Source organism: Paenibacillus sp. FSL M7-1414, assembly GCF_038003195.1.
In the GTDB taxonomy this organism is placed as follows: domain Bacteria; phylum Bacillota; class Bacilli; order Paenibacillales; family Paenibacillaceae; genus Paenibacillus; species Paenibacillus amylolyticus.
The window spans coordinates 1,643,402-1,661,668 of record NZ_JBBOOS010000001.1; the positions used below are offsets into that span (position 1 = coordinate 1,643,402).

The 18,267-nt window shown below is 46.7% G+C and carries 21 protein-coding genes and 1 pseudogene; 8 read left to right on the top strand and 14 right to left on the bottom strand.

Annotated elements, in window-relative coordinates; genetic code table 11:
- The first annotated feature begins 31 nt into the window (after positions 1-31).
- Together MHH92_RS07350 and MHH92_RS07355 are read left to right on the top strand one after the other, a co-directional pair.
- Positions 32-1,132, top strand: coding sequence for a peptidoglycan DD-metalloendopeptidase family protein (locus MHH92_RS07350; RefSeq protein ID WP_340902910.1), 1,101 nt, complete (start codon positions 32-34; stop codon positions 1,130-1,132).
- Between the two features lie 342 nt (positions 1,133-1,474).
- Entirely contained in the window at positions 1,475-1,978 is a 504-nt protein-coding gene (locus MHH92_RS07355) for a GNAT family N-acetyltransferase (protein ID WP_036610704.1), read from the top strand.
- Positions 1,979-2,091: 113 nt separating this feature from the next.
- Here the strand turns inward: MHH92_RS07355 and MHH92_RS07360 are convergent, their stop codons facing one another.
- A complete protein-coding gene (locus MHH92_RS07360) occupies positions 2,092-2,583 on the bottom strand; it encodes a DinB family protein (protein ID WP_340902912.1) in 492 nt (163 codons plus the stop codon).
- Between the two features lie 287 nt (positions 2,584-2,870).
- Here MHH92_RS07360 and MHH92_RS07365 point away from each other — a divergent pair, with 287 nt between their 5' ends.
- The 6 genes from MHH92_RS07365 (at position 2,871) to MHH92_RS07390 (ending at position 8,219) form a co-directional block, all read left to right on the top strand.
- The gene (locus MHH92_RS07365; protein WP_340902914.1) at positions 2,871-3,290 is read left to right on the top strand and encodes a hypothetical protein; all 420 of its coding nucleotides are present in this window, start codon (positions 2,871-2,873) and stop codon (positions 3,288-3,290) included.
- A complete protein-coding gene (locus tag MHH92_RS07370; RefSeq protein ID WP_340902915.1) occupies positions 3,287-4,576 on the top strand; it encodes an ammonium transporter in 1,290 nt (429 codons plus the stop codon). Before MHH92_RS07365 ends, MHH92_RS07370 begins: the two co-directional genes overlap by 4 nt.
- A 341-nt stretch (positions 4,577-4,917) precedes the next feature.
- Positions 4,918-5,859 carry a YwqG family protein gene (locus tag MHH92_RS07375; protein WP_340902916.1) on the top strand — a complete coding sequence of 314 codons (942 nt, stop codon included), beginning with the start codon at positions 4,918-4,920 and terminating at the stop codon, positions 5,857-5,859.
- 185 nt (positions 5,860-6,044) lie between these two features.
- A complete protein-coding gene (locus MHH92_RS07380; RefSeq protein WP_051449640.1) occupies positions 6,045-6,503 on the top strand; it encodes a DinB family protein in 459 nt (152 codons plus the stop codon).
- Between the two features lie 107 nt (positions 6,504-6,610).
- The gene (locus MHH92_RS07385; RefSeq protein ID WP_340902917.1) at positions 6,611-7,564 is read left to right on the top strand and encodes an aminoglycoside phosphotransferase family protein; all 954 of its coding nucleotides are present in this window, start codon (positions 6,611-6,613) and stop codon (positions 7,562-7,564) included.
- A gap of 148 nt (positions 7,565-7,712) precedes the next feature.
- Positions 7,713-8,219 (top strand): DUF2569 family protein, encoded by a 507-nt coding sequence (locus MHH92_RS07390; protein WP_340902920.1) that lies wholly within the window; start codon positions 7,713-7,715, stop codon positions 8,217-8,219.
- A gap of 102 nt (positions 8,220-8,321) precedes the next feature.
- On the opposite strand, the gene MHH92_RS07395 is transcribed toward MHH92_RS07390, so the two are convergent.
- The 13 genes and pseudogenes from MHH92_RS07395 to MHH92_RS07455 all read right to left on the bottom strand — a co-directional run bounded on the left by MHH92_RS07395 (position 8,322) and on the right by MHH92_RS07455 (position 18,245).
- Positions 8,322-8,780, bottom strand: a complete 459-nt coding sequence (locus MHH92_RS07395) for a threonine/serine exporter family protein (RefSeq protein WP_036610676.1) — start codon at positions 8,778-8,780, stop codon at positions 8,322-8,324.
- Between the two features lie 18 nt (positions 8,781-8,798).
- On the bottom strand, positions 8,799-9,560 hold the full coding sequence (locus tag MHH92_RS07400; RefSeq protein WP_340907642.1) for a threonine/serine exporter family protein: 762 nt from the start codon (positions 9,558-9,560) through the stop codon (positions 8,799-8,801).
- A 235-nt stretch (positions 9,561-9,795) separates the two neighbouring features.
- Positions 9,796-10,101 carry an acetyl-CoA acetyltransferase gene (locus tag MHH92_RS07405; protein ID WP_211084081.1) on the bottom strand — a complete coding sequence of 102 codons (306 nt, stop codon included), beginning with the start codon at positions 10,099-10,101 and terminating at the stop codon, positions 9,796-9,798.
- A gap of 64 nt (positions 10,102-10,165) precedes the next feature.
- Positions 10,166-11,209: a S66 family peptidase gene (locus MHH92_RS07410; RefSeq protein ID WP_340902923.1), complete on the bottom strand. Its 1,044-nt coding sequence runs from the start codon at positions 11,207-11,209 to the stop codon at positions 10,166-10,168.
- A 97-nt stretch (positions 11,210-11,306) separates the two neighbouring features.
- On the bottom strand, positions 11,307-12,641 hold the full coding sequence (locus MHH92_RS07415; protein ID WP_340902925.1) for a DUF4179 domain-containing protein: 1,335 nt from the start codon (positions 12,639-12,641) through the stop codon (positions 11,307-11,309).
- Positions 12,638-13,153 (bottom strand): sigma-70 family RNA polymerase sigma factor, encoded by a 516-nt coding sequence (locus MHH92_RS07420; protein WP_340902928.1) that lies wholly within the window; start codon positions 13,151-13,153, stop codon positions 12,638-12,640. The genes MHH92_RS07415 and MHH92_RS07420 overlap by 4 nt, the downstream gene beginning before the upstream one ends.
- Before the next feature lie 225 nt (positions 13,154-13,378).
- On the bottom strand, positions 13,379-13,900 hold the full coding sequence (locus tag MHH92_RS07425; RefSeq protein ID WP_340902929.1) for an ankyrin repeat domain-containing protein: 522 nt from the start codon (positions 13,898-13,900) through the stop codon (positions 13,379-13,381).
- Between the two features lie 68 nt (positions 13,901-13,968).
- Positions 13,969-14,832 carry a helix-turn-helix transcriptional regulator gene (locus MHH92_RS07430; protein WP_340902930.1) on the bottom strand — a complete coding sequence of 288 codons (864 nt, stop codon included), beginning with the start codon at positions 14,830-14,832 and terminating at the stop codon, positions 13,969-13,971.
- An 18-nt stretch (positions 14,833-14,850) separates the two neighbouring features.
- Positions 14,851-15,303 carry an NUDIX domain-containing protein gene (locus MHH92_RS07435; protein WP_244988445.1) on the bottom strand — a complete coding sequence of 151 codons (453 nt, stop codon included), beginning with the start codon at positions 15,301-15,303 and terminating at the stop codon, positions 14,851-14,853.
- A 159-nt stretch (positions 15,304-15,462) separates the two neighbouring features.
- Positions 15,463-15,951, bottom strand: a pseudogene (locus MHH92_RS07440) (GNAT family N-acetyltransferase); the annotation flags it as partial.
- Between the two features lie 148 nt (positions 15,952-16,099).
- Positions 16,100-16,510 (bottom strand): flagellar basal body rod protein FlgB, encoded by a 411-nt coding sequence (gene flgB, locus MHH92_RS07445; protein WP_036610664.1) that lies wholly within the window; start codon positions 16,508-16,510, stop codon positions 16,100-16,102.
- A 183-nt stretch (positions 16,511-16,693) separates the two neighbouring features.
- On the bottom strand, positions 16,694-17,509 hold the full coding sequence (speD, locus tag MHH92_RS07450) for an adenosylmethionine decarboxylase (protein WP_036610662.1): 816 nt from the start codon (positions 17,507-17,509) through the stop codon (positions 16,694-16,696).
- Between the two features lie 157 nt (positions 17,510-17,666).
- The gene (locus MHH92_RS07455) at positions 17,667-18,245 is read right to left on the bottom strand and encodes a DUF1273 domain-containing protein (protein WP_076251630.1); all 579 of its coding nucleotides are present in this window, start codon (positions 18,243-18,245) and stop codon (positions 17,667-17,669) included.
- Positions 18,246-18,267 lie beyond the last annotated feature (22 nt).

Sequence of the window (18,267 nt, forward strand, 5' to 3'; positions counted from 1 at the left end):
GAGACACGTCCTAACTGAAGGGATGTTGAGAATGAACAGAGAAGATCATCTGAAATCAGAGCAACATACACATTCGAAATTACAGAATAAAAGGGGCTGGAAGGTGCTTGTGATTACCCTTGGAGCTTGCGTGATATTGTCTGCTTGTGGCAACAGCAACTCGATTACTTCCGACGAGGCGGAGCTACAGTCAGCCGAACAGGCGTCCAATAATGAAGCGAGCGAGAACTCCAATCAGGAGCAGAACTCAAGTTCAGAGGTGAGCGCGGTGGTTACACCGGACAATTTCATAGATACGCTGATGAACGGTTCAAAGGATGCAATCTATAATCAATTCTCTCCCGAATTGAAGGGGACGTTAACGCTTGAACAGTTCAAAACGACGGCCGATCCTTTTTTGGAGGGTGTTGAATCATGGGAGCAAGTGGTAGACGCCAAAATGAATCAAATATCTGAGGTGGCCTGGAAGGATCAGACTGGGACGAAAGGAATTCGAGCCTATTTTTCCGAAGAAAATCAAATTGAAGGTCTCTCGATCCAACCGCTGCAAGCTCATGAGGACACGGATGCCAAATTCACCAAAACGGAATTTCAATTGCCGATGAAGGGGGAATGGTACGTATTCTGGGGAGGCAATGATGCCTTGTCAAACTATCATTATGAGCACGAAACGCAGCGTTATGCACTGGATATCGTTCGGACCAAAGAACAATCCAGTTATCAAGGTGATGCAACGGCAAACGAAAACTACTATGCTTTTGGTGAACCGCTCTATGCAGCTGCCGATGGTACTGTCGTCGATATCAAAAATGATATACCGGACAATGTACCGGGTGTCATGAATCCGGAAGAACCGGCTGGTAACTACGTGGTAATCGACCATGGCAACAGTGAATACAGCATCACAGGACACATCAAGAAAGGCAGTGTCTCGGTCAAAAAAGGAGATAAGCTCAAGCAGGGAGACCCTATCGGTGAGCTTGGTAATTCGGGAAATTCCAGTGAAGCTCATCTGCATTTCCAGGTATCGGATGGCCCGGATCTGTTCACATCTCGCTCAATTAACATTCGTTGGGCAGACCAGAGTCAGCAGTTCACTCGTGGGAACACAATTCAGGGACTTCCAGAGTAATGCTATATATAAGTTAAAGCATTGAATTTACACTGGACTACTACGCGGTCAGAACCATCTTCCGATCGCTGTTATCCCCAGATTTTATTGATTCCCTTATATAAGGGGCAAATCCGGGGATAAAGGCGCAGTGTATGCTTCCGAAGTAGCTTTCTTGCAGAAAGCTTTTAGCTTCGCTTCTTCTGATTGGTTCTGTCCTCTCCTCTCCGTTGTCGTGTAAATGTTTACTTAAACATATTACAGATTTCTCTGTCAGAATGTTAGGGATGACGAAGACTTCTCTTCTCCGTTATAATATCTTCTATAATTAGAGGTTTGATCTGGAATGATGGAGGAATAGCGATGAAACTGGAAGATGTGCAGATTGAATATGCGCGCCTGGAGGACTTGCCGAGGATTGTGGAAATTTATAATTCTACCATTGAGGGCCGTATGGCAACAGCGGATTTGGAGCCGGTGACGGTGGAGCAACGTTTGCCTTGGTTCGAGGAACATACACCGGAACATCGTCCGCTTTGGGTGATGAAGCAGGCAGGACAGGTGGTAGCTTGGGCGAGTCTCAGTTCATTCTATGGACGTCCTGCGTATAATGGAACGGTGGAAGTCAGTGTATACGTGGATCAGCAATGCCGCGGAATTGGGGCTGGTGGACGTTTGCTCGAAACGGTATTTGCAGCATGTCCTGCACTTGGAATTAAGACCATTCTTGGATTTGTCTTCGGGCATAACGAACCGAGTCTGGGGTTATTGCGCAAGCATGGTTTTGAACAATGGGGTTATTATCCCGAAGTGGCCGTGTTGGATGGTGTGAATAGAGATCTGGCGATTTTGGGCAAAAAAATATAAGTGTCGTTCTTATTCGTAACATAAGAACAGAAACCTCCAACCTAAATTAATAGGATTGGAGGTTTTTTTGTCGTACATGTATATTCTTTGCTATGTGAAAGTATAGGTTGGGCTTACACGCCAAGCTGCTGTTTAATCTCTTGGATCTGTTCCAGATGACGTTCCTCATGATAACTTGTAAAGTCAATCCATTGGGTAAGATCCATCTCACCAAATACGGGATGAGGAAAGGACTTGCTGCGCAGCAGGTCAGGATCATGATCCAATGCAAAGTTGTTTAACGCTTGGTGAGATTCGTCCAGATCACTGCGTACGTCTGCGAGTGCTTCAGGCGCTGCTGGAGGCTGAAGATGGGGTGGTGCCTCGACGGAGCGGCTGCGGTCCAACGATAATTCATATGGTTTTTTATCCACAGACACCGTCTGTTCCTTCTCGAGGGCTAGGCGGGCTTGTTTTCCAATTACATGTTCCATCAGATTCAGATGTCGTAGTACTTGCATAATACTCCATTGTTGGGGTGAAGGTTTTCGGTTCAATTGTTCTTCTTCGAGTCCCGAGACTGCTTCCCAGATTTGGTTGCGTATATTGTCATTACGAGTAAACATTGTGGAATCCTCTCCTTATATACAGGTTCTATGATGCGGGTAGTCTGTGTATGTTCATTACCCCAAATGTGGATGCTTATTCTATAAGCATTGAGAATGGAAAGAGTGAATGCGAACCTAGGCAAGATTAGCCTTGTTAGATGTAATTTGTGGCAAATAAAAAAAAGCCGTTCTCTATGAACGGGTTCATTTCCATCCATACCAAGTCCAAAAAAAGATTGACGGGCAGGCCCCGGCAAACTATAATCGGTACAAGTAACTTGATATGTAAGGAGTCCTGACATGATATGTTAGTAATCGACGAGGTGTATCACCATACAGCATTGCAAATATCATCGTCCGATTTATTGTACCTTATCGAACGGCTGAAGGTCAAAAAAGAAAATGAGATCGAAACGCTCAAGAAAAAGATCGAACAGTTCGAACAAAAGCGTCGAGCGGAAGAGGTTGCTTATCAATCGTTGTCGCCTGTACGCAAATGGTTTGCGGGACGCCCCGCATCCCATCATCAGGCGGTGGAATATATGGTTCAGGTGAAGGAACGTTTTCGCAAGATGGAACAGATTCGCAGACGCATACGTGATCTGGACCAGATTGCAGAACGAATCAAGCATCCGGACAGCATTGAGCGGGACGAGATTGAGCTTGCGCCCGATACAATCCGTGAGCTCAGACAGCTTAGTGAAACGGAGGATATACAAGCATGACTTTGGAGACGTTAAGCACCGGGATTGATACGGTCTGGGTCGTATTGAGTGCAGCGATGATTTTATTGATGGAGGGTGGATTCGCCCTGCTCGAGGCTGGCTTTGTGCGTTATAAAAATAGTGTGAACATTATTATGAAGGTTTTTGCTGACATTACGATTGGAACGTTGCTGTTCTATGCCATCGGTTTTGGACTGATGTATGGTTCGGACGTTGGCGGTTTTGCGGGAGTAACGGGATTTTTCCTGAATGGGGATTTGTCTCACCTGGACGTACCGGTATCTCTGGAGACATTCTGGTTGTTCCAGGCTGCTTTTACCATTGCCGTTATTTCCATCGTTTCAGGAGCGGTAGCCGAGCGCATCAACTTCCGTGCCTACCTGTTGTATATCATATTGATGACGGCAATCATCTATCCAATTGGTGGACACTGGGCATGGGGCGGCGGCTGGCTTAGTCAGCTGGGGATGCAGGACTTTGCCGGTTCTGCTGTCATCCATGCACTCGGCGGATTCTCGGCACTGGCGGCTGCGATTATCATTGGTCCACGTAAAGGGAAGTACACACCACTTGGCGTAAGTGCCATTGCACTCCCGAGCAATCTGCCACTGGCATCTGTAGGTGCATTTCTGTTATGGTTCGGCTGGTTTGGCTTCAATGCGGGTAGTACACTCAGCGCGACAGATGTAAGAATTGGTCACATTGCGATTGTCACGATGTTATCTGCGGCTTCGGGTGGTGCAGTTACGTTGCTGTATACGTTATTCCGCTTCAATCGTTCAGATGCACCCTCGGTCATTAACGGTTCGCTTGCGGGACTGGTCGGTATTACGGCAGGCTGTGCTTTTGTTGGCGATGTAGCAGCGATATTTATTGGGGCAGTGTCCGGCTTGTTGATGATGGCTGCCACTAACTGGCTGGACCGTCGACAGATTGATGATCCGGTTGGTGCTTTCCCGGTGCATGCCGCATCAGGAATGTGGGGCACGATTGCTGTAGGTCTGTTTGCCACGGATGGTGGATTATTTATGGGCGGCGGCTGGAGGTTGCTGGGTGTTCAGGCACTTGGCCTTACAGCCTTGGTCATCTGGGGATTCACCATGACCTGGATCGGGCTGAAGTTGATTGGCAAAATTGTGCCTGTACGTTCGACAGAAGAAGAGGAAGATCTAGGTCTGGATATCAGTTATCATGGTGTGATGGCAGCCCATCAGGCCCATGAATTTCTGGACGGTGAGGAGCATATGCGTGCTTACCAGGAAAAGTCTTCTGATCCAAATCGTTAAATGGAATATAGGATAAGGAAGTAGACTGACAAGGAGTGTCAGTCTCTTTTTTCTATATAAATTGAACTACATATTTACACGAGAACGTAGAGGACAGAAAGAACCTGAAGAAGCGAAGAGTTCGCCTTTATCCCCGGATTTTTACCTTTGCAAAGGTGAATCTAAAAAATTCTGGGGATAACAGCGATCGGAAGGTTGTTCTGTCATCGGAGTGGTAAGTGTAAAATATTCTTAAGTTCAATTTATACAGAAGCAGGGAAAGACGTCCGGGCAGAAGAATATACAGGTGTGAACCTGAATATGTCTCAGCATAGGTGTATTGTCAAAAGGGGAGGATCTATATGATTAAGCCAGAACAATGTGAACGTCTGACCAGAAAAGCCCGTAAAACACTTGAGGAATATGGTTTGGGAGTTGCTGCCGATCTGTTGTTATCTTCAAGCCGCTGGGGAATTCGCCTCGATGTATCCACACTGGACGAATATCGCAGAACAGGAAACTCACGTGTGGGTGGACACCCGGATTTGCCAAGTCGCATGGAATGGCCCGTAACACAAGAAGGAGTTCCGATGACTTTCCTGGCCCAACTGAACCTGGTGGATTTGTCGCCGTATACGCCGAATGATGGGCGCGGGACTTTGCCTGAACGTGGAATGTTATACTTTTTCATTGGCACGGATGAATCTGCTTGTCCCATTGAACATCGTGTGATTTTTGAGCCGAGTTCTCATAACCTGATAAGGCGAGAACCTGAGGGTGATACCGCGCTGGATGGAGCACCGTTTGTTGCACATTCGGTGACTGTGCTGCCTAATCTTGAGTTTCCTACATATGCATATATTGACGCCAACGGGCTGAATGAGCTCTCGCCGCCGAGGCTTGAGAACGATGAGGCCGAAGCGGAAGTGAGTCTGTATGACCGTTACCTTGAATTCGAGTCGAGTTGGAATCATCCAAGTACGCTGAATTGGGGTGGGATGTTTGGATATCCTGACGGGCAGCATCCGGATGCCGAGCATCGTGCCTTGTTACAGATCGCACTGGGAGAAGAGTACGATTATAATGAGCAGGAGTGTGAGAAGAAGCTGACCAAACATTACGGCGGTGATGAGGATCGGACATGGCAGGAACTATCCGATACGCTGCTGCTGTTGAAGATAGATACCCATGATGCTATTGGTTTCCAATGGTGGGATTGCGGGGAACTGCAATTTTTCATTCGCAAGTCTGACTTGGAGGCTGGACGATTCGAGCAAACGTATTGTTCGTTATACTCAAGTTGAGCAAAGATTTGAAAACAAATAGGCAACAAAATGTCCTGAATCCCGTCTATATGAAGGAGGAAGGACTTTTTTTGTTCGTAGATTGATAGATTTGGGGTATAACTTGTTTATATATTAAGGAGGGATATCTTGGTTGATAACCGATCATATGTTCTGTATAATGGGATAAAAAGGAAGTGTGACTGTTGATTCAATCTGCGTTCAAACATATTGACGTGGCCGTAACATCGTTGATTGATATATGTGATCAGTTGTCGGAAGAAGATTTGGCTTTGACTCCAATTGAAGGTAAACGGCCTGTTGGAGAATTACTAGCCCATCTGTCTGTGATCTGCCGAGCGGATGTTTATATTTCCGAAGGTGCATCGGAGGAAGAGATGGCTCAATTCTATGCAGAGAATCAGGTGCATTCGCTCGGTGAGATCAAGCAGGCTTTGATTGATAACCAGATGTATCTATACCAACGGTACAGGCAGTTTAACACGGAAGAGTTATTACATGTGACGGATTCGTACTGGGGAGCTTCCTATAGTCGGCTGGAGTGGTTACTTGAGATTATGGGGCATGTATATCATCACAGAGGACAATTGTATACGATGCTGACCCTGACGGGCAAAGAACCCGAATCAGTACTTTTTAAATAGAAACGGATAGAATACATATAAGCATGTTATAGGAAATATCATGGGTTAAAGTGGGAATAGACCGACGATACTACACGCCATACGTGAAATAACGGAGGATTCGGGACGTGGAACAACACGATACATGGAATGCATCGATGGACAATACGTTGATTGACAGGTTAAAACAGATTCCTGAACTTGGTCAGGCCACGCGGATTGAACCTGTTATGAAGGGTTATTCAGCAGATACTAAATTCAAAATGTTTGTCCCTGGTCAAGGCCATGTGCTGGTGAGGGTGTATGATATTGCTGAGGAATGGATGAAGCAAAGGGAATATCAATATTTGCAAAGCATGCAACAATTAGGCGTACTGTGTCCAGCAACGTTGGGCACAGGTAGATTGGATGAGAAGCATGGTTATATGATTTTTAGCTACATTGAAGGCGAAGATGCTTCTGAGAGATTGCCACAACTGAATGATCAGCAGCAGTGGGCGGTTGGTTTCGAAGCAGGAGCGCAGCTACAGTTGATTCACCAGTTGCCGATGGAGGAACAGATCGAATCATGGTACATACGCAAGAGCACCAAGCATCAACGTTACGTGGAGCGCTATAAACAGTGCCCTATCGTGATGAAAGAGGATCATGTTATTCTAACGTTTATTGCAGACCATCTTGGTTGGATGAAAAATCGTCCAGATGGATTTCAGCATGATGACTTTCACCCGAGCAATCTCGTCGTTAGGCAGGATAAACTCGCAGGAGTGATTGATTTTAATCGTTATGATCAAGGTGATCCCATTCATGAATTTTTGAAGCTGGGTTTGTTTGCTTCGGAGATCAGTATTCCATATTCCATAGGTCAAATTCAGGGCTATTTCCATGGCAATGAACCGGATGAGTTATTCTGGAGATTGTATTCACTGTATACGGCTATGGCGCTGGTGTCTTCTGTGGTGTGGATTCAGCAGGTGAAGCCTGAAGAGACGCTTGAGATGATGGCCAAGATCGAGCGTGTCCGTGAAGATCACGATGATTTTCGCAGTTTGATCCCTCGGTGGTATACTCTGAACAGGTAAGGAATTGGGGAAGGAAAAGCATAGCCAACAGATTATACTAAGGTATACCCGGATCAGAAGATTATATTTAAGGCCAGGCAGCGAAGTGAAACTTAGGCACAATCGGTTATTACTGGAGACGTTTAATATTCGGTATGAGGAGGATGAAATGAACAATAGACACATGAACTCGGATGGAGAGCTGCCTGGTATCTCCGGATTGGGCGGATGGCTTATTTTAATCCAGATCAGTCTTTGGCTTGCGTTGGTGTTCCTCATTTCGGATGTATCGCAGGTGAATGTCATCATGGACCCTGCCAGATGGGAAGTAGACCGTGGTGTCGATCCTCAGATTTACACGGAGATGATCCGTCCACTCCTGTGGTTTGGTTTCATAAGCAGTACCATTCTATTGATGATCGTTATCGTGAATCTCATTCTTTTATATAAACGGAAGAGACAGTTTCCACTGATGATGATGGTGATGTACCTGATGAATGTGATCATAAGCATCGTGACGTGGATTCTGATTGCGCGCAATGAAATCCCAAGAGAACAGCATGTGCTTGATGCAACTCCGGCTTTTCAGCTGATCGTACGATCCATTCTGACGTGCTGTATCTTCATTCCATATTTCCTAAAGTCGGTACGTGTGAAAAATACGTTTGTGAAGTAAAAAGGATGGATTTAAAACGTGATACATAAGGCCCGTAGGTATACAAGATTTTATCCTGTATGCTAACGGGCCTTACGTGTGCTGAATATGTGAAAAGAATAATCATTTCGATGATGATTTTGCCCGAAGTGAGGCGGGAATTCGGCGTATCATCTGGTTTAATACCTCGGATAACACAAGGCCTACGGCAATAGCGCCGGATAACATGAGTGCCTTGGCGGCCATCTCCATAGCGGCACTGTAGTCATTTTGCACAAAACTTCGCATTGCATTATACGCCAGTCCACCAGGAACGAGAGGAATGATGCCTGCAACGCTGAAGATGATGACGGGTGCGCGAAACATGCGAGAGAATACCTGGCTGATGACACCTACGGCTATGGTCGCTGCAAGTGTAGCAGGAACCGCATCCGCTGCATATTCAAGCACGATATAGATAATCCAGCCAATCATGCCGACAAATCCACCGTGGAGCAGCATGCGCCGTGGTGCGTTGAAGATGATCCCAAACGCGGCTGAAGCGACAAAACTGGTCAAGGCTTGTTCAATAAAATGGAGCATATCCTGCATTCCTCCGTCTTACATAAAAAGTGAAAATACAACTGCAATGCCAGTACCTATGGCAAAGGCGGTCAGAAATGCCTCGGCTCCCTTGGATAATCCGGAGACGAGATGTCCGGCCATCAGATCGCGTACAGCATTGGTAATCAGCAGCCCCGGAACCAGCGGCATAACCGAACCAATAATGATTTTGTCCCGTTCATGACCTACTCCCATGTAGATGAGGAAAAAAGCGAGTAGGCCAATGACAAAGGATGCCGTAAGCTCGGCAAAGAATTTGACCCGCACCAACCTGTGAAAGGCAATAACGGCTGCATAACCTATACCCCCGCAGATTAGCGCCGGAAGAAAGTCGCTCCAGCCCCCGCCAAACATAATGGTAAAACAACCACTGGATAACGCTGCGGCCGTAAGCTGCACAGCCGTTGAATAGGAGGAGGGCTTTCCTTCGATCTGTACCAACAGATCATGGGCTTCCTGAGCGGATAGCTCACCTTGTCCGATACGGCGGGAGACCGCATTCACCTCGGACACCTTGTCCAGATCCGTCGTACGCTCGGAGATACGAATCAGCTTGGCGGGTTCGGTTGCGTCAACAGAGAAGAAGATTCCTGTCGGAACAACGTAACTGTGCGAATGGGGTAAACCCAGCGCAGCCGCCATACGTTTCATCGTATCTTCCACACGGTAGGTTTCACCACCGCTTTGTAGCATGATTTTGCCTGCGAGCAGACAGATTGCAATCACGCGGGATTGTTCAGTAGGGTTGCTGCCAATCATACCCGGCTCGGCTTGTGATACGGGTGATGAATCATGACGTATGTATTCCAACCGGATCAAGCTCCGTTTCATATGAGATATGGGGTGGTGCGACACCATTGTATCATATTTCACACGCTCGCAAGGAATCATACCGCACCATCGCCAAGGCGATAAAAAAGCCTCGTTCCCAAGACTTGATGATCTCAGGAGCGAAGCTTCTTGGGACAGGTTCGGATATAGAAGTACAATACCACTACATCAACAGTGTGATAACCAACAATTCATACAGCACAAGCGGCAAAATCGTTGGTCCAAACAAGGCGCGCGGTTCAGGATATCCATGCATCGGGGTAACCTGGAGATACAAAATCCCTCGGTCTGCACTGATGATGACACCTTCCCACACTTGCCCATCGATATTCTGGACTTGTACCTTCTTGCCTACATGCTGCCGGGCTGTATGATGAAGCATATTCCGTACACTTTGCACGGATTGAAGCGTCGGTTGATTGGCTTGATACACGACACGTGTGGATGGCGTGGATGTGGATTCAGACATGATGCACAACCCTTCCTCAAAATAAGTTCTTACTTCAAGGTATGCATCTGCCTATAAAAGGTGATTACACAAACTCCATCTCAAGGCTCCCGCGTCCATTTTCATAAGCGACTTTGCCTAATGCTCCATTCACAAAGGTGAGCTGGGGTGGAACATGGCCGAGATCCACATCGTACAGTACAGGGACATCCAGATCCCCAAGTGCAGAGGATAGAGCATCGGTAAAATTAAAATCCGCTGTATCGGAATAACCCGCAGGTCGGCCGAACATGAAACCTTTTACACCTGCAAACCAGCCAGCCTGTTTCATCTGCCACAGATGACGGTAGATATCCCCCGCATTCATCTCACAGCTCTCCAGATACCAGATGGTACCTTCGACTGCACAGTATTGCTCCAGATAGGATGCAACAGGTGCATACGGCGTGCCAATCAGACTGGAGATCGTATCCATACAGCCACCGATCAGCCGACCGGAGAACGACACAGCGGTATCTGCATCTTCCGAGTGGCCGAGCTGTTTCCAGCGCGAAGGTGTATCCAGGTTAAAACCAGGAGATTCCGGTTTCCATGCCGATTGATAATGTGTGGAAGACGATTGTGTGATCTGTCCGCCGTATTTGGTCTGTAACACATCAAACCAGCGCGCAGTCACGGGATCGAGGGCGTTTGATCTTAGATCAACATAGTTGGTGCCATGTGCTGATGCTGTTCCGGTGATCAGGGTATAGGCGAACAGGAACGTACTTATATCCGAATATCCCATGACCCATTTGGGCGGCAATGTTTTCAAAGCTTCCCAATCCAGCAGGGGGAGGATATCCATCAGAAATTCCCCGCCCCATGGAGGGATAATGGCTTGAATATTTGGATTGCGGAAAAATTCATTCATCTCTTCGGCGCGTTCCTCTTTGGAGGCACTCACACATTTGATGTTGTGGCGGAGCGATGGACTTTCCAGCACGTCAAAACCAAGGCGCTCCATATTGCGTTTGCTCTCCTCAAGATAATGGTATAGGGATTCGCCTACACCGCTGGAGGGGGCTGCCACACCGATCATGTCCCCTTGCGCGAGTGGTTGCGGATAACGGATAGAACGATTATTCATTGTGGAAACACCCTTTCTTGTGAACATCATTGCTCGTAATAATGAATGTTTCCATTATATAGAATATTTGCGATAATCACAGCCTACTGGTAGAAAATTAAGGATTAACAGGGATGTCCAATGAGAAGGGAGACTTTACTTTCATCGGATAGGTGGAGATGTTCATTTTCACTTCCCCTTTTAATTTGGCTCCATTTTTGATAGTAGAAGAAACGATCGTATGACTGTCATCCGTTCCCTCTCCACTACTCCAACTGGCGCCAGGGACTTCATATGACTTCCCTGTACTGTCTGTAACTTTCCTGAAAGTTAGAACGAACCCACCGTCCATCCTGCCAGCAACGGAGAAGTCAATAATTAGATCTTTGCCTTCGACCTTGCTGCCTACCATCTTCAATCCAGGTGGTCCACCTGTAATCCGGTGTGACTTCAGATCAAGGGTAAGAGCCAACTCATCTTTATCCAATCCGGAGAAGCCAGATCCCTGTAACGTCAGCTTTGTCGGTATGGAGAAGTACATGCTTTCGAAGTAAATGGAACGTTCATCCTCACCGGTTGAGGTATCTGTTCTCCACGCGCGGCCTTGCTCATCAACCAGTTGAAGATCGCTGAGGCCAAATACCTTCTTGGTATTTTTAGGATCAAAATTCACATCAAGCACAAGACGTGTTGGATACATAGTAGCCTGTTTCACATCAATACGCTGTCCATCCACTGTTAACGTCTGATTCACAGGAATGACCTTTTTCATGCCTTTGGTAAGATTCTTGTCTACCGGGAACGTTATTTTCCACTTTTCTGCACGCGTTGTATCTCTGGCCTTAAACACGACGCTCAGCTCTTCAGGAGGAGAGGTTCCATCCGTGAAGATCACGTCTATCATATTCTCATTCACATTCTCGTCTGGTGAAGGTGTTGGATAAGCGTAACTAAATGCAACAGGAAGATCTTTTCCGTTCTCATCCAGCAAATCAATGTCATAGTTGAATTTCTCGGGATCTTTCATACCTTTCATCGTGTAAAAAATAACCATACGTGACTCGTCTGTGATAATGCCTTCAACGGTCAAGGAAGTACCATCATGCTCGTCGGTGACACCGACCTGCTGTAAGAGGGACTTATCGATGGCCATCATTAATCCTTTGTCCTGACGAATCATGCTCACAATGCCTTCCATGCCAGGCAATTGCTCCACAAAGGACGCAAAGGCGGGAGAGACGCGGATACAACCGGTAAACAACAGGATGAGGGCAGCTGCCGAGATTGAGCTCATATACCAGCGTAGCCGGGACTTTCGCTTACGGGCAGCTTGGCGGATTCCCGCTTGCACAGCCTGATATGAGGCATCCGGTACAGGCATGGTTTCGTACTCCGTCTTTCGAGCATTCAGACGTTCTTCCAATGTGTCAAATGGGTTTTGTTCATCCGTCATGAGGGTACATCTCCTTTCGTTTCAAGTTGATCACGGAGCTGTCCGAGTGCCCGATGTAATCGGGATTTTACGGTACCGGTCGGGATTTCGAGAATATCAGCGACCTCAGTTAAGGAGAAACCTTCGAAATAACTCAGGATAATAATCTGTTTGCAATCCCGGTCAAGGGTGGATACGGCCGCAGCAAGATCGGGGTCCGCAGGACGATCCCAGCTGCTGGATTCATGAATCTCGGTGACGGGACTGAACCGACTTTTGCGTTTGCGTTCGTCCGCACAGTAGTTGAGCAGAATGCGGATGAGCCAAGTGCCAAAGTAGGAGGGCTCTTTTAATTTTTTGAGTTTATGGAACGCCCTAAACGTTGATTCCTGAATCGCTTCGAGCGCATCACCTTCGTTATGCAAATAGGCATAGGCGATACGGTACAGTCGGCTCTGATGTAATTCCATTAAGGCTGCAAAAGCCTCGGCATCCCCTTTTTGTGCGGCGATGGTGAGCTGAGAAGGGGTCACATGGCTCCTCCTTTCCTGGATATGTTGAGTATTAGACCGCGTAAGGCTCCAAACGGTTCTTATTTTCTTAGAAAATATGTATATACCTGATTTCTATATAGTTGAACTACGTATTTGAATGAGAACATACAGGACAACAAATAACCGTCAAACCTTCTCTTTGTACTCCAAAAAGAGTCCTGACGGTTATTCGCGGTATTGATAACGTTATCTAATCATGGTTTGCTACTGTGATGCCACGGCTGCTCGCAGACATGAAGCTGTAGACGTGTTACCACGTTCAAGTGAAATATCCAGAGCGGTCTGGCCCGCTGAGTTCAGCACGTTTGGATCAGCTCCATGCTGAAGTAACATCTCGATAAGTTCGATCTGATCCGTATGAAATGCTGCGGAGTGCAACGCATATTGTCCATCGCTGTCCAGAATATTCGTGGATGCCCCATGTTCGAGTAAAAGTTGGATAACTTCTGGTGAACGTTCTCCGGCAAGTGCGGCATGCAGTGCAGTATTGGACGGGATAAAGGAAATCTTGGAATGAGAAAGGGTGTTAACATCTGCTCTATGCTCCAGAAGGAGACGAACTGCTTCTGCTTGTCCATAATGAGAGGCATATCCCAGCGGAGTTAACCCATCCTGATTTTCAATATTGGTGAGTTCCGGGTGAGAAGCGAGCAATAATTGCAGGTTGGCCACATCTCCAGACTGTGCAGCCTGAAATAGTTGATTAATCTGTTCTGCATGATTCATAAGGAATACCTCCATCTGATGAGATAATGTAATTATAGATGTTCCTCTTCAGAGGTTCTTCTTCATAATCACCTTTTTGCCCGCAGCTGGGAAGGAGAGCTATGGAAGCGTCTAGTGAATAATGAACTGAACGAACCGAGGCTCTCGAAGCCCACATCATAACAGATATTGGTGACAGACCTGTCCGAATCAAGCAAAAGCTGATTCGCAGCCAATAGTCTACATTCAGTCAGATAACGATGGGGTGAAGTACCAAACAACTTTTTATAACTGCGTAGAAAATGATTCACGGATAGTTGTGCAGACGATGCTGTCTGTTCTAGCGTTAACGGCTGATCATAGTAGGCGGAGATATACTCATGCCCGATATAGACTCTTCGGTACAACTCTTCTCGGGTTGAACGTCTGATCATATCCAGTTTGTTGATCTCTTGCTGAACGTTACGGTGTAGATCCAGCATGTGAACAGCAAGCTGATGAAGCTGCTCCGCCATTGCCCAGGAGTCCAGCCTGTCTTGACTGTAGAAATTCCGCAAATGATTCAGGGCTGCGCCAAGCCGATTATCCATCGCGTATGTACGTTCTACCCATTCCATCTTGCTTGAGGGTGAATAACTATACGGCTCATCAAGTAGCCGAAGATCACTGGTCATTAGATTCCGACCGATCTCTTCCACATAACCGGGAGGGAAGAAGATACAGAAGGATTCAACTGGAGTAGATGAATCAATGTGAAGACTATATTCCTGGCCCTCATTCAGAAGCAGATAGTTCTCATTATTGACTGCGAAGTGACCGCGTCCCGCTTCATAGAGCGTTTTTCCGTTACGGAATGTTTTCAGTGATAGCGAGCCGCTGCCTTTCCAATCGAATTGGGAACTCGATTCATGCAGAATGAAGGGTACAGGTCGAGGAAGAGGAATCTCCAACACTTGCAAGCACCTCCAAGCTTAATTCTGGTTATACATCTTCTTCACAGCTTCCAGCCCCGGTACCGCAAAGCAGGCGAGTGGAGAGGGCAGATCATTCAATGGGAACCAGCCGATCTCACCGATGGCTCCGCCTTCTTCCAGATTACGAGCATGACCACCAATCACCTTGGTTGAATAGAGCACGGATATCCAATGTTCCTTCTGTTGTGGCTGGATCGTCTCCGCCGTGCAGAGCAGACTGTCAATGGCGATATCCAGATTCACTTCCTCCTTGATTTCACGGATGACGGCAGTTTCCAGTGATTCATAGGGATCTACTTTCCCGCCAGGAATACTCCAAGTGTGCTGTTCAGGCTGACGATTCCGCCAGGCGAGAAGCACTTCGCCCCGTTCATTCAGGATGACCGCACCTACGCCGATGCGAGGTGAAATTTCAGATTCACCTTTTGGAACAGAACTTAATTCCGACATTGACAGCGCAGCTTGTTCGTTCCCATTAGGTTGTGAAAAACCACCCGCTACCATATCCCCAGATTCAGGAGTACGAGTAGACTGGAATGACAAGGGAAGCCCAGCCTGTGCGGACCATTCTTCGGCAAGGATACTCATCGAGATCAGGTCGTAATGCATGCCATCCCGCAAAACTGCAGAACGCTGGCGACCCTCTTCCCGGAATCCGGCTTTTAGGTACGCACGTCTCGCGGCTTCATTGTATTCAATGACTTCCAGCGCAATCCGGTTTAGGTTCAATTCGTGGAAGCCATATCGAAGAATCAGAGCCAGAGCGTCGCTTCCGTAACCTTTACCTCGATCATTTTCTTCGCCGATACCAATGGCCAGACGAGCCGACCGATTGTTCCATTCAATTCGGTAGAGGGCTGTGAATCCAATGAATCGGTTACCCTCCAGTGTACGTAATGCAAATTCAAATCCGTTGTCTCGGCGGACAGACGAAGAACCCGTTTCATCCGGCGTTAACGGGATCGCGATATCGGTATCCATGTTGCGCAAATATTCATAATCATCTGTGAAGCGGGAGAGACGCATGCAATCTTCCGGGCATGGGGCCGCTAATCTGACTTTGGAACCTTGAAAACCATTTAAATGACGTGGAGACATGTTGCACCTCTTTTATTCGATATGAAATCAATCGTTTCTCCCCATTATACTACGAACAGGAGAGGATACCGAAAAATGGCACCAAACGAGCTACACTCAGGGAAAAATAACAAAAAAAAGCAGCCGTTTCGGGCTGCTTGTACATTCATTATTTCAGATCATTCAATAAATTCTTCATTTTTTTGTAATGTCCACTGACCCGATCAACCATGTAGTTATACATGAGCTGATTCTCCGAAAGATTCGCCATTTCCTTGTCAATGTCAACGTTATTGTTGTTATTGTTCATGGCTGTTTCGTTGTTCTCGACAATTCGGTACTGTACGATCGAAGAATTGGGATCACTGATAGGAAAGTGTTTGTCATGAGTCCGCTTCATGGCGAGCTGATCTGTTTTGCCATTTTCAACGATACGTCTCAACTCTTCCTGAAACTCTACCGTTTTCTTTTTGTAGTTGGGCGTGTCTGCATTGGCTATGTTGTTGGTAATGGCATTGTGCTGTGCAGTAAGCGCTTGTAACAGTGATTCGTTACGTCTTGTCGTATTCGTTTCGATCACGGGCTCAGTCTCCTTCACTGTAGATTGTACAGTTACTTCTATAATAAAAAATTAAGTTGCACACTGTCAACATAACAAAGAAAAAGACAAGTACATGCCGGAGGTCCCCCGATAAGAAGAACCCTGCCTTCATGCAATCTTGTCTTAGATTTTGCCCTCATGGATCAGCGTTGAACAACCTCTTTAAGAGGGACGATTAATATTTTTGCCGTAATAGATCTCGTCCATCTCCAGCTTCAGCCATTCTGTAATCTCCTGTTGTTCCTTCTTGCTGAGCTTATCCTTGGTGTACCCAAACAGATAATTGTCGAGATCAAATTCCCTCAGTTTACATTTGGTATGAAAAATATTCTCCTGATAGACGTTCACGTCAATCATGTCAAAGCTACTCTTGATCTCATCCGGAATATAATTCTGAATCGAGCCGATCTCATGGTCAATGAACAGCTTGCGTCCGCTCGTATCCCGCGTAAAACCACGGACCCTGTAATCCATCGTCATAATGTCCGTATCAAAGGAGTGGATCAGATAATTCAGTGCCTTAAGCGGTGAGATCTCACCACAGGTGGAGACATCAATATCCGCACGGAAGGTACTGATACCTTCACTAGGATGAAATTCAGGGTAGGTGTGCACAGTGATATGGCTTTTATCCAGCTGCATGACAACGTTATCGGGCAGAGGGCCGGGAGATTCATCAAGTGATTCTTCGGGGATCTCCACGATTGGACCCTCCGAGACAAGCATCGTAACACTCGCACCTTGAGGCACGTAATCCTGCTGAGCGACATTCAGCACGTGGGCTCCGATGATATCGGAGACGTTGTTCAGAATTTTGCTCAGCCGTGCGGCGTTATACTGTTCATCAATATATTCAATGTAAGCTTCGCGTTCGTCTTTGGTTTTGGTATAACAAATATCGTACATATTAAAGCTGAGCGACTTGGTCAGGTTGTTAAATCCATGCAGTTGAATGCGCTGCTCTGGCGTAATTGTCATGGTTGCAGTTCCCCTTATCCCATACGACATATCATCGCAGTTATAATACTACTTATACCCAACCTGCCTCGAAAAAAAACATATGTACGTCATTCGAAATACGATTTTCCTCTGATCACAGCTATGCATGAAAGGACTTCAGATAATCTACATTTTTTCAGAATGAAGAATCGTCGAAGTCCGCAATATCGTTCATGCGCTCATCCTCAGCTACAGATTGAATATCCTCTGAAGTGACACTGATGATTGTATAGTCCGCGTTCTGCTGTTTCTTCACGGCTTTTTCCTTCACAAAACGGGGACTGCCTTCGCCGGCATCTTCGTCATAGACGAGTAGAAGACCGTCGCTTTTACGCAGCAACAGGTCATCCCGTGCAGTGAACTGCCACGGCCCGATATAAGGTTGATTGCTAATCGCACCGTAATAGTCCACACCCGAGAGGATGGAACGGTAATACTCCTGCTTGTCTTCTTTCCATTGCTCCTCCGGGTTCTGAAAGGCAGTGATGATCGACAGTTTCAGATGTGGATACGTCTTCTTCAGATCAATCACCACTTCGCAGGCCCACAGGTCCACACCGTATTGTCCCGGCGTCAGCACCCATTCCAAACCATCCTCGACAAGGGGAGTGAGGCGGGAAGAGATGGCTTTTTTGATAAAAGGAATACCTTCATGCTTCTGTCCAAAAATCTGCAATTCATGTGCCCGGTAACCGGTGATTAACAGGTTTTTCAGTGTCCGTTCCTCCTTTCAGGCA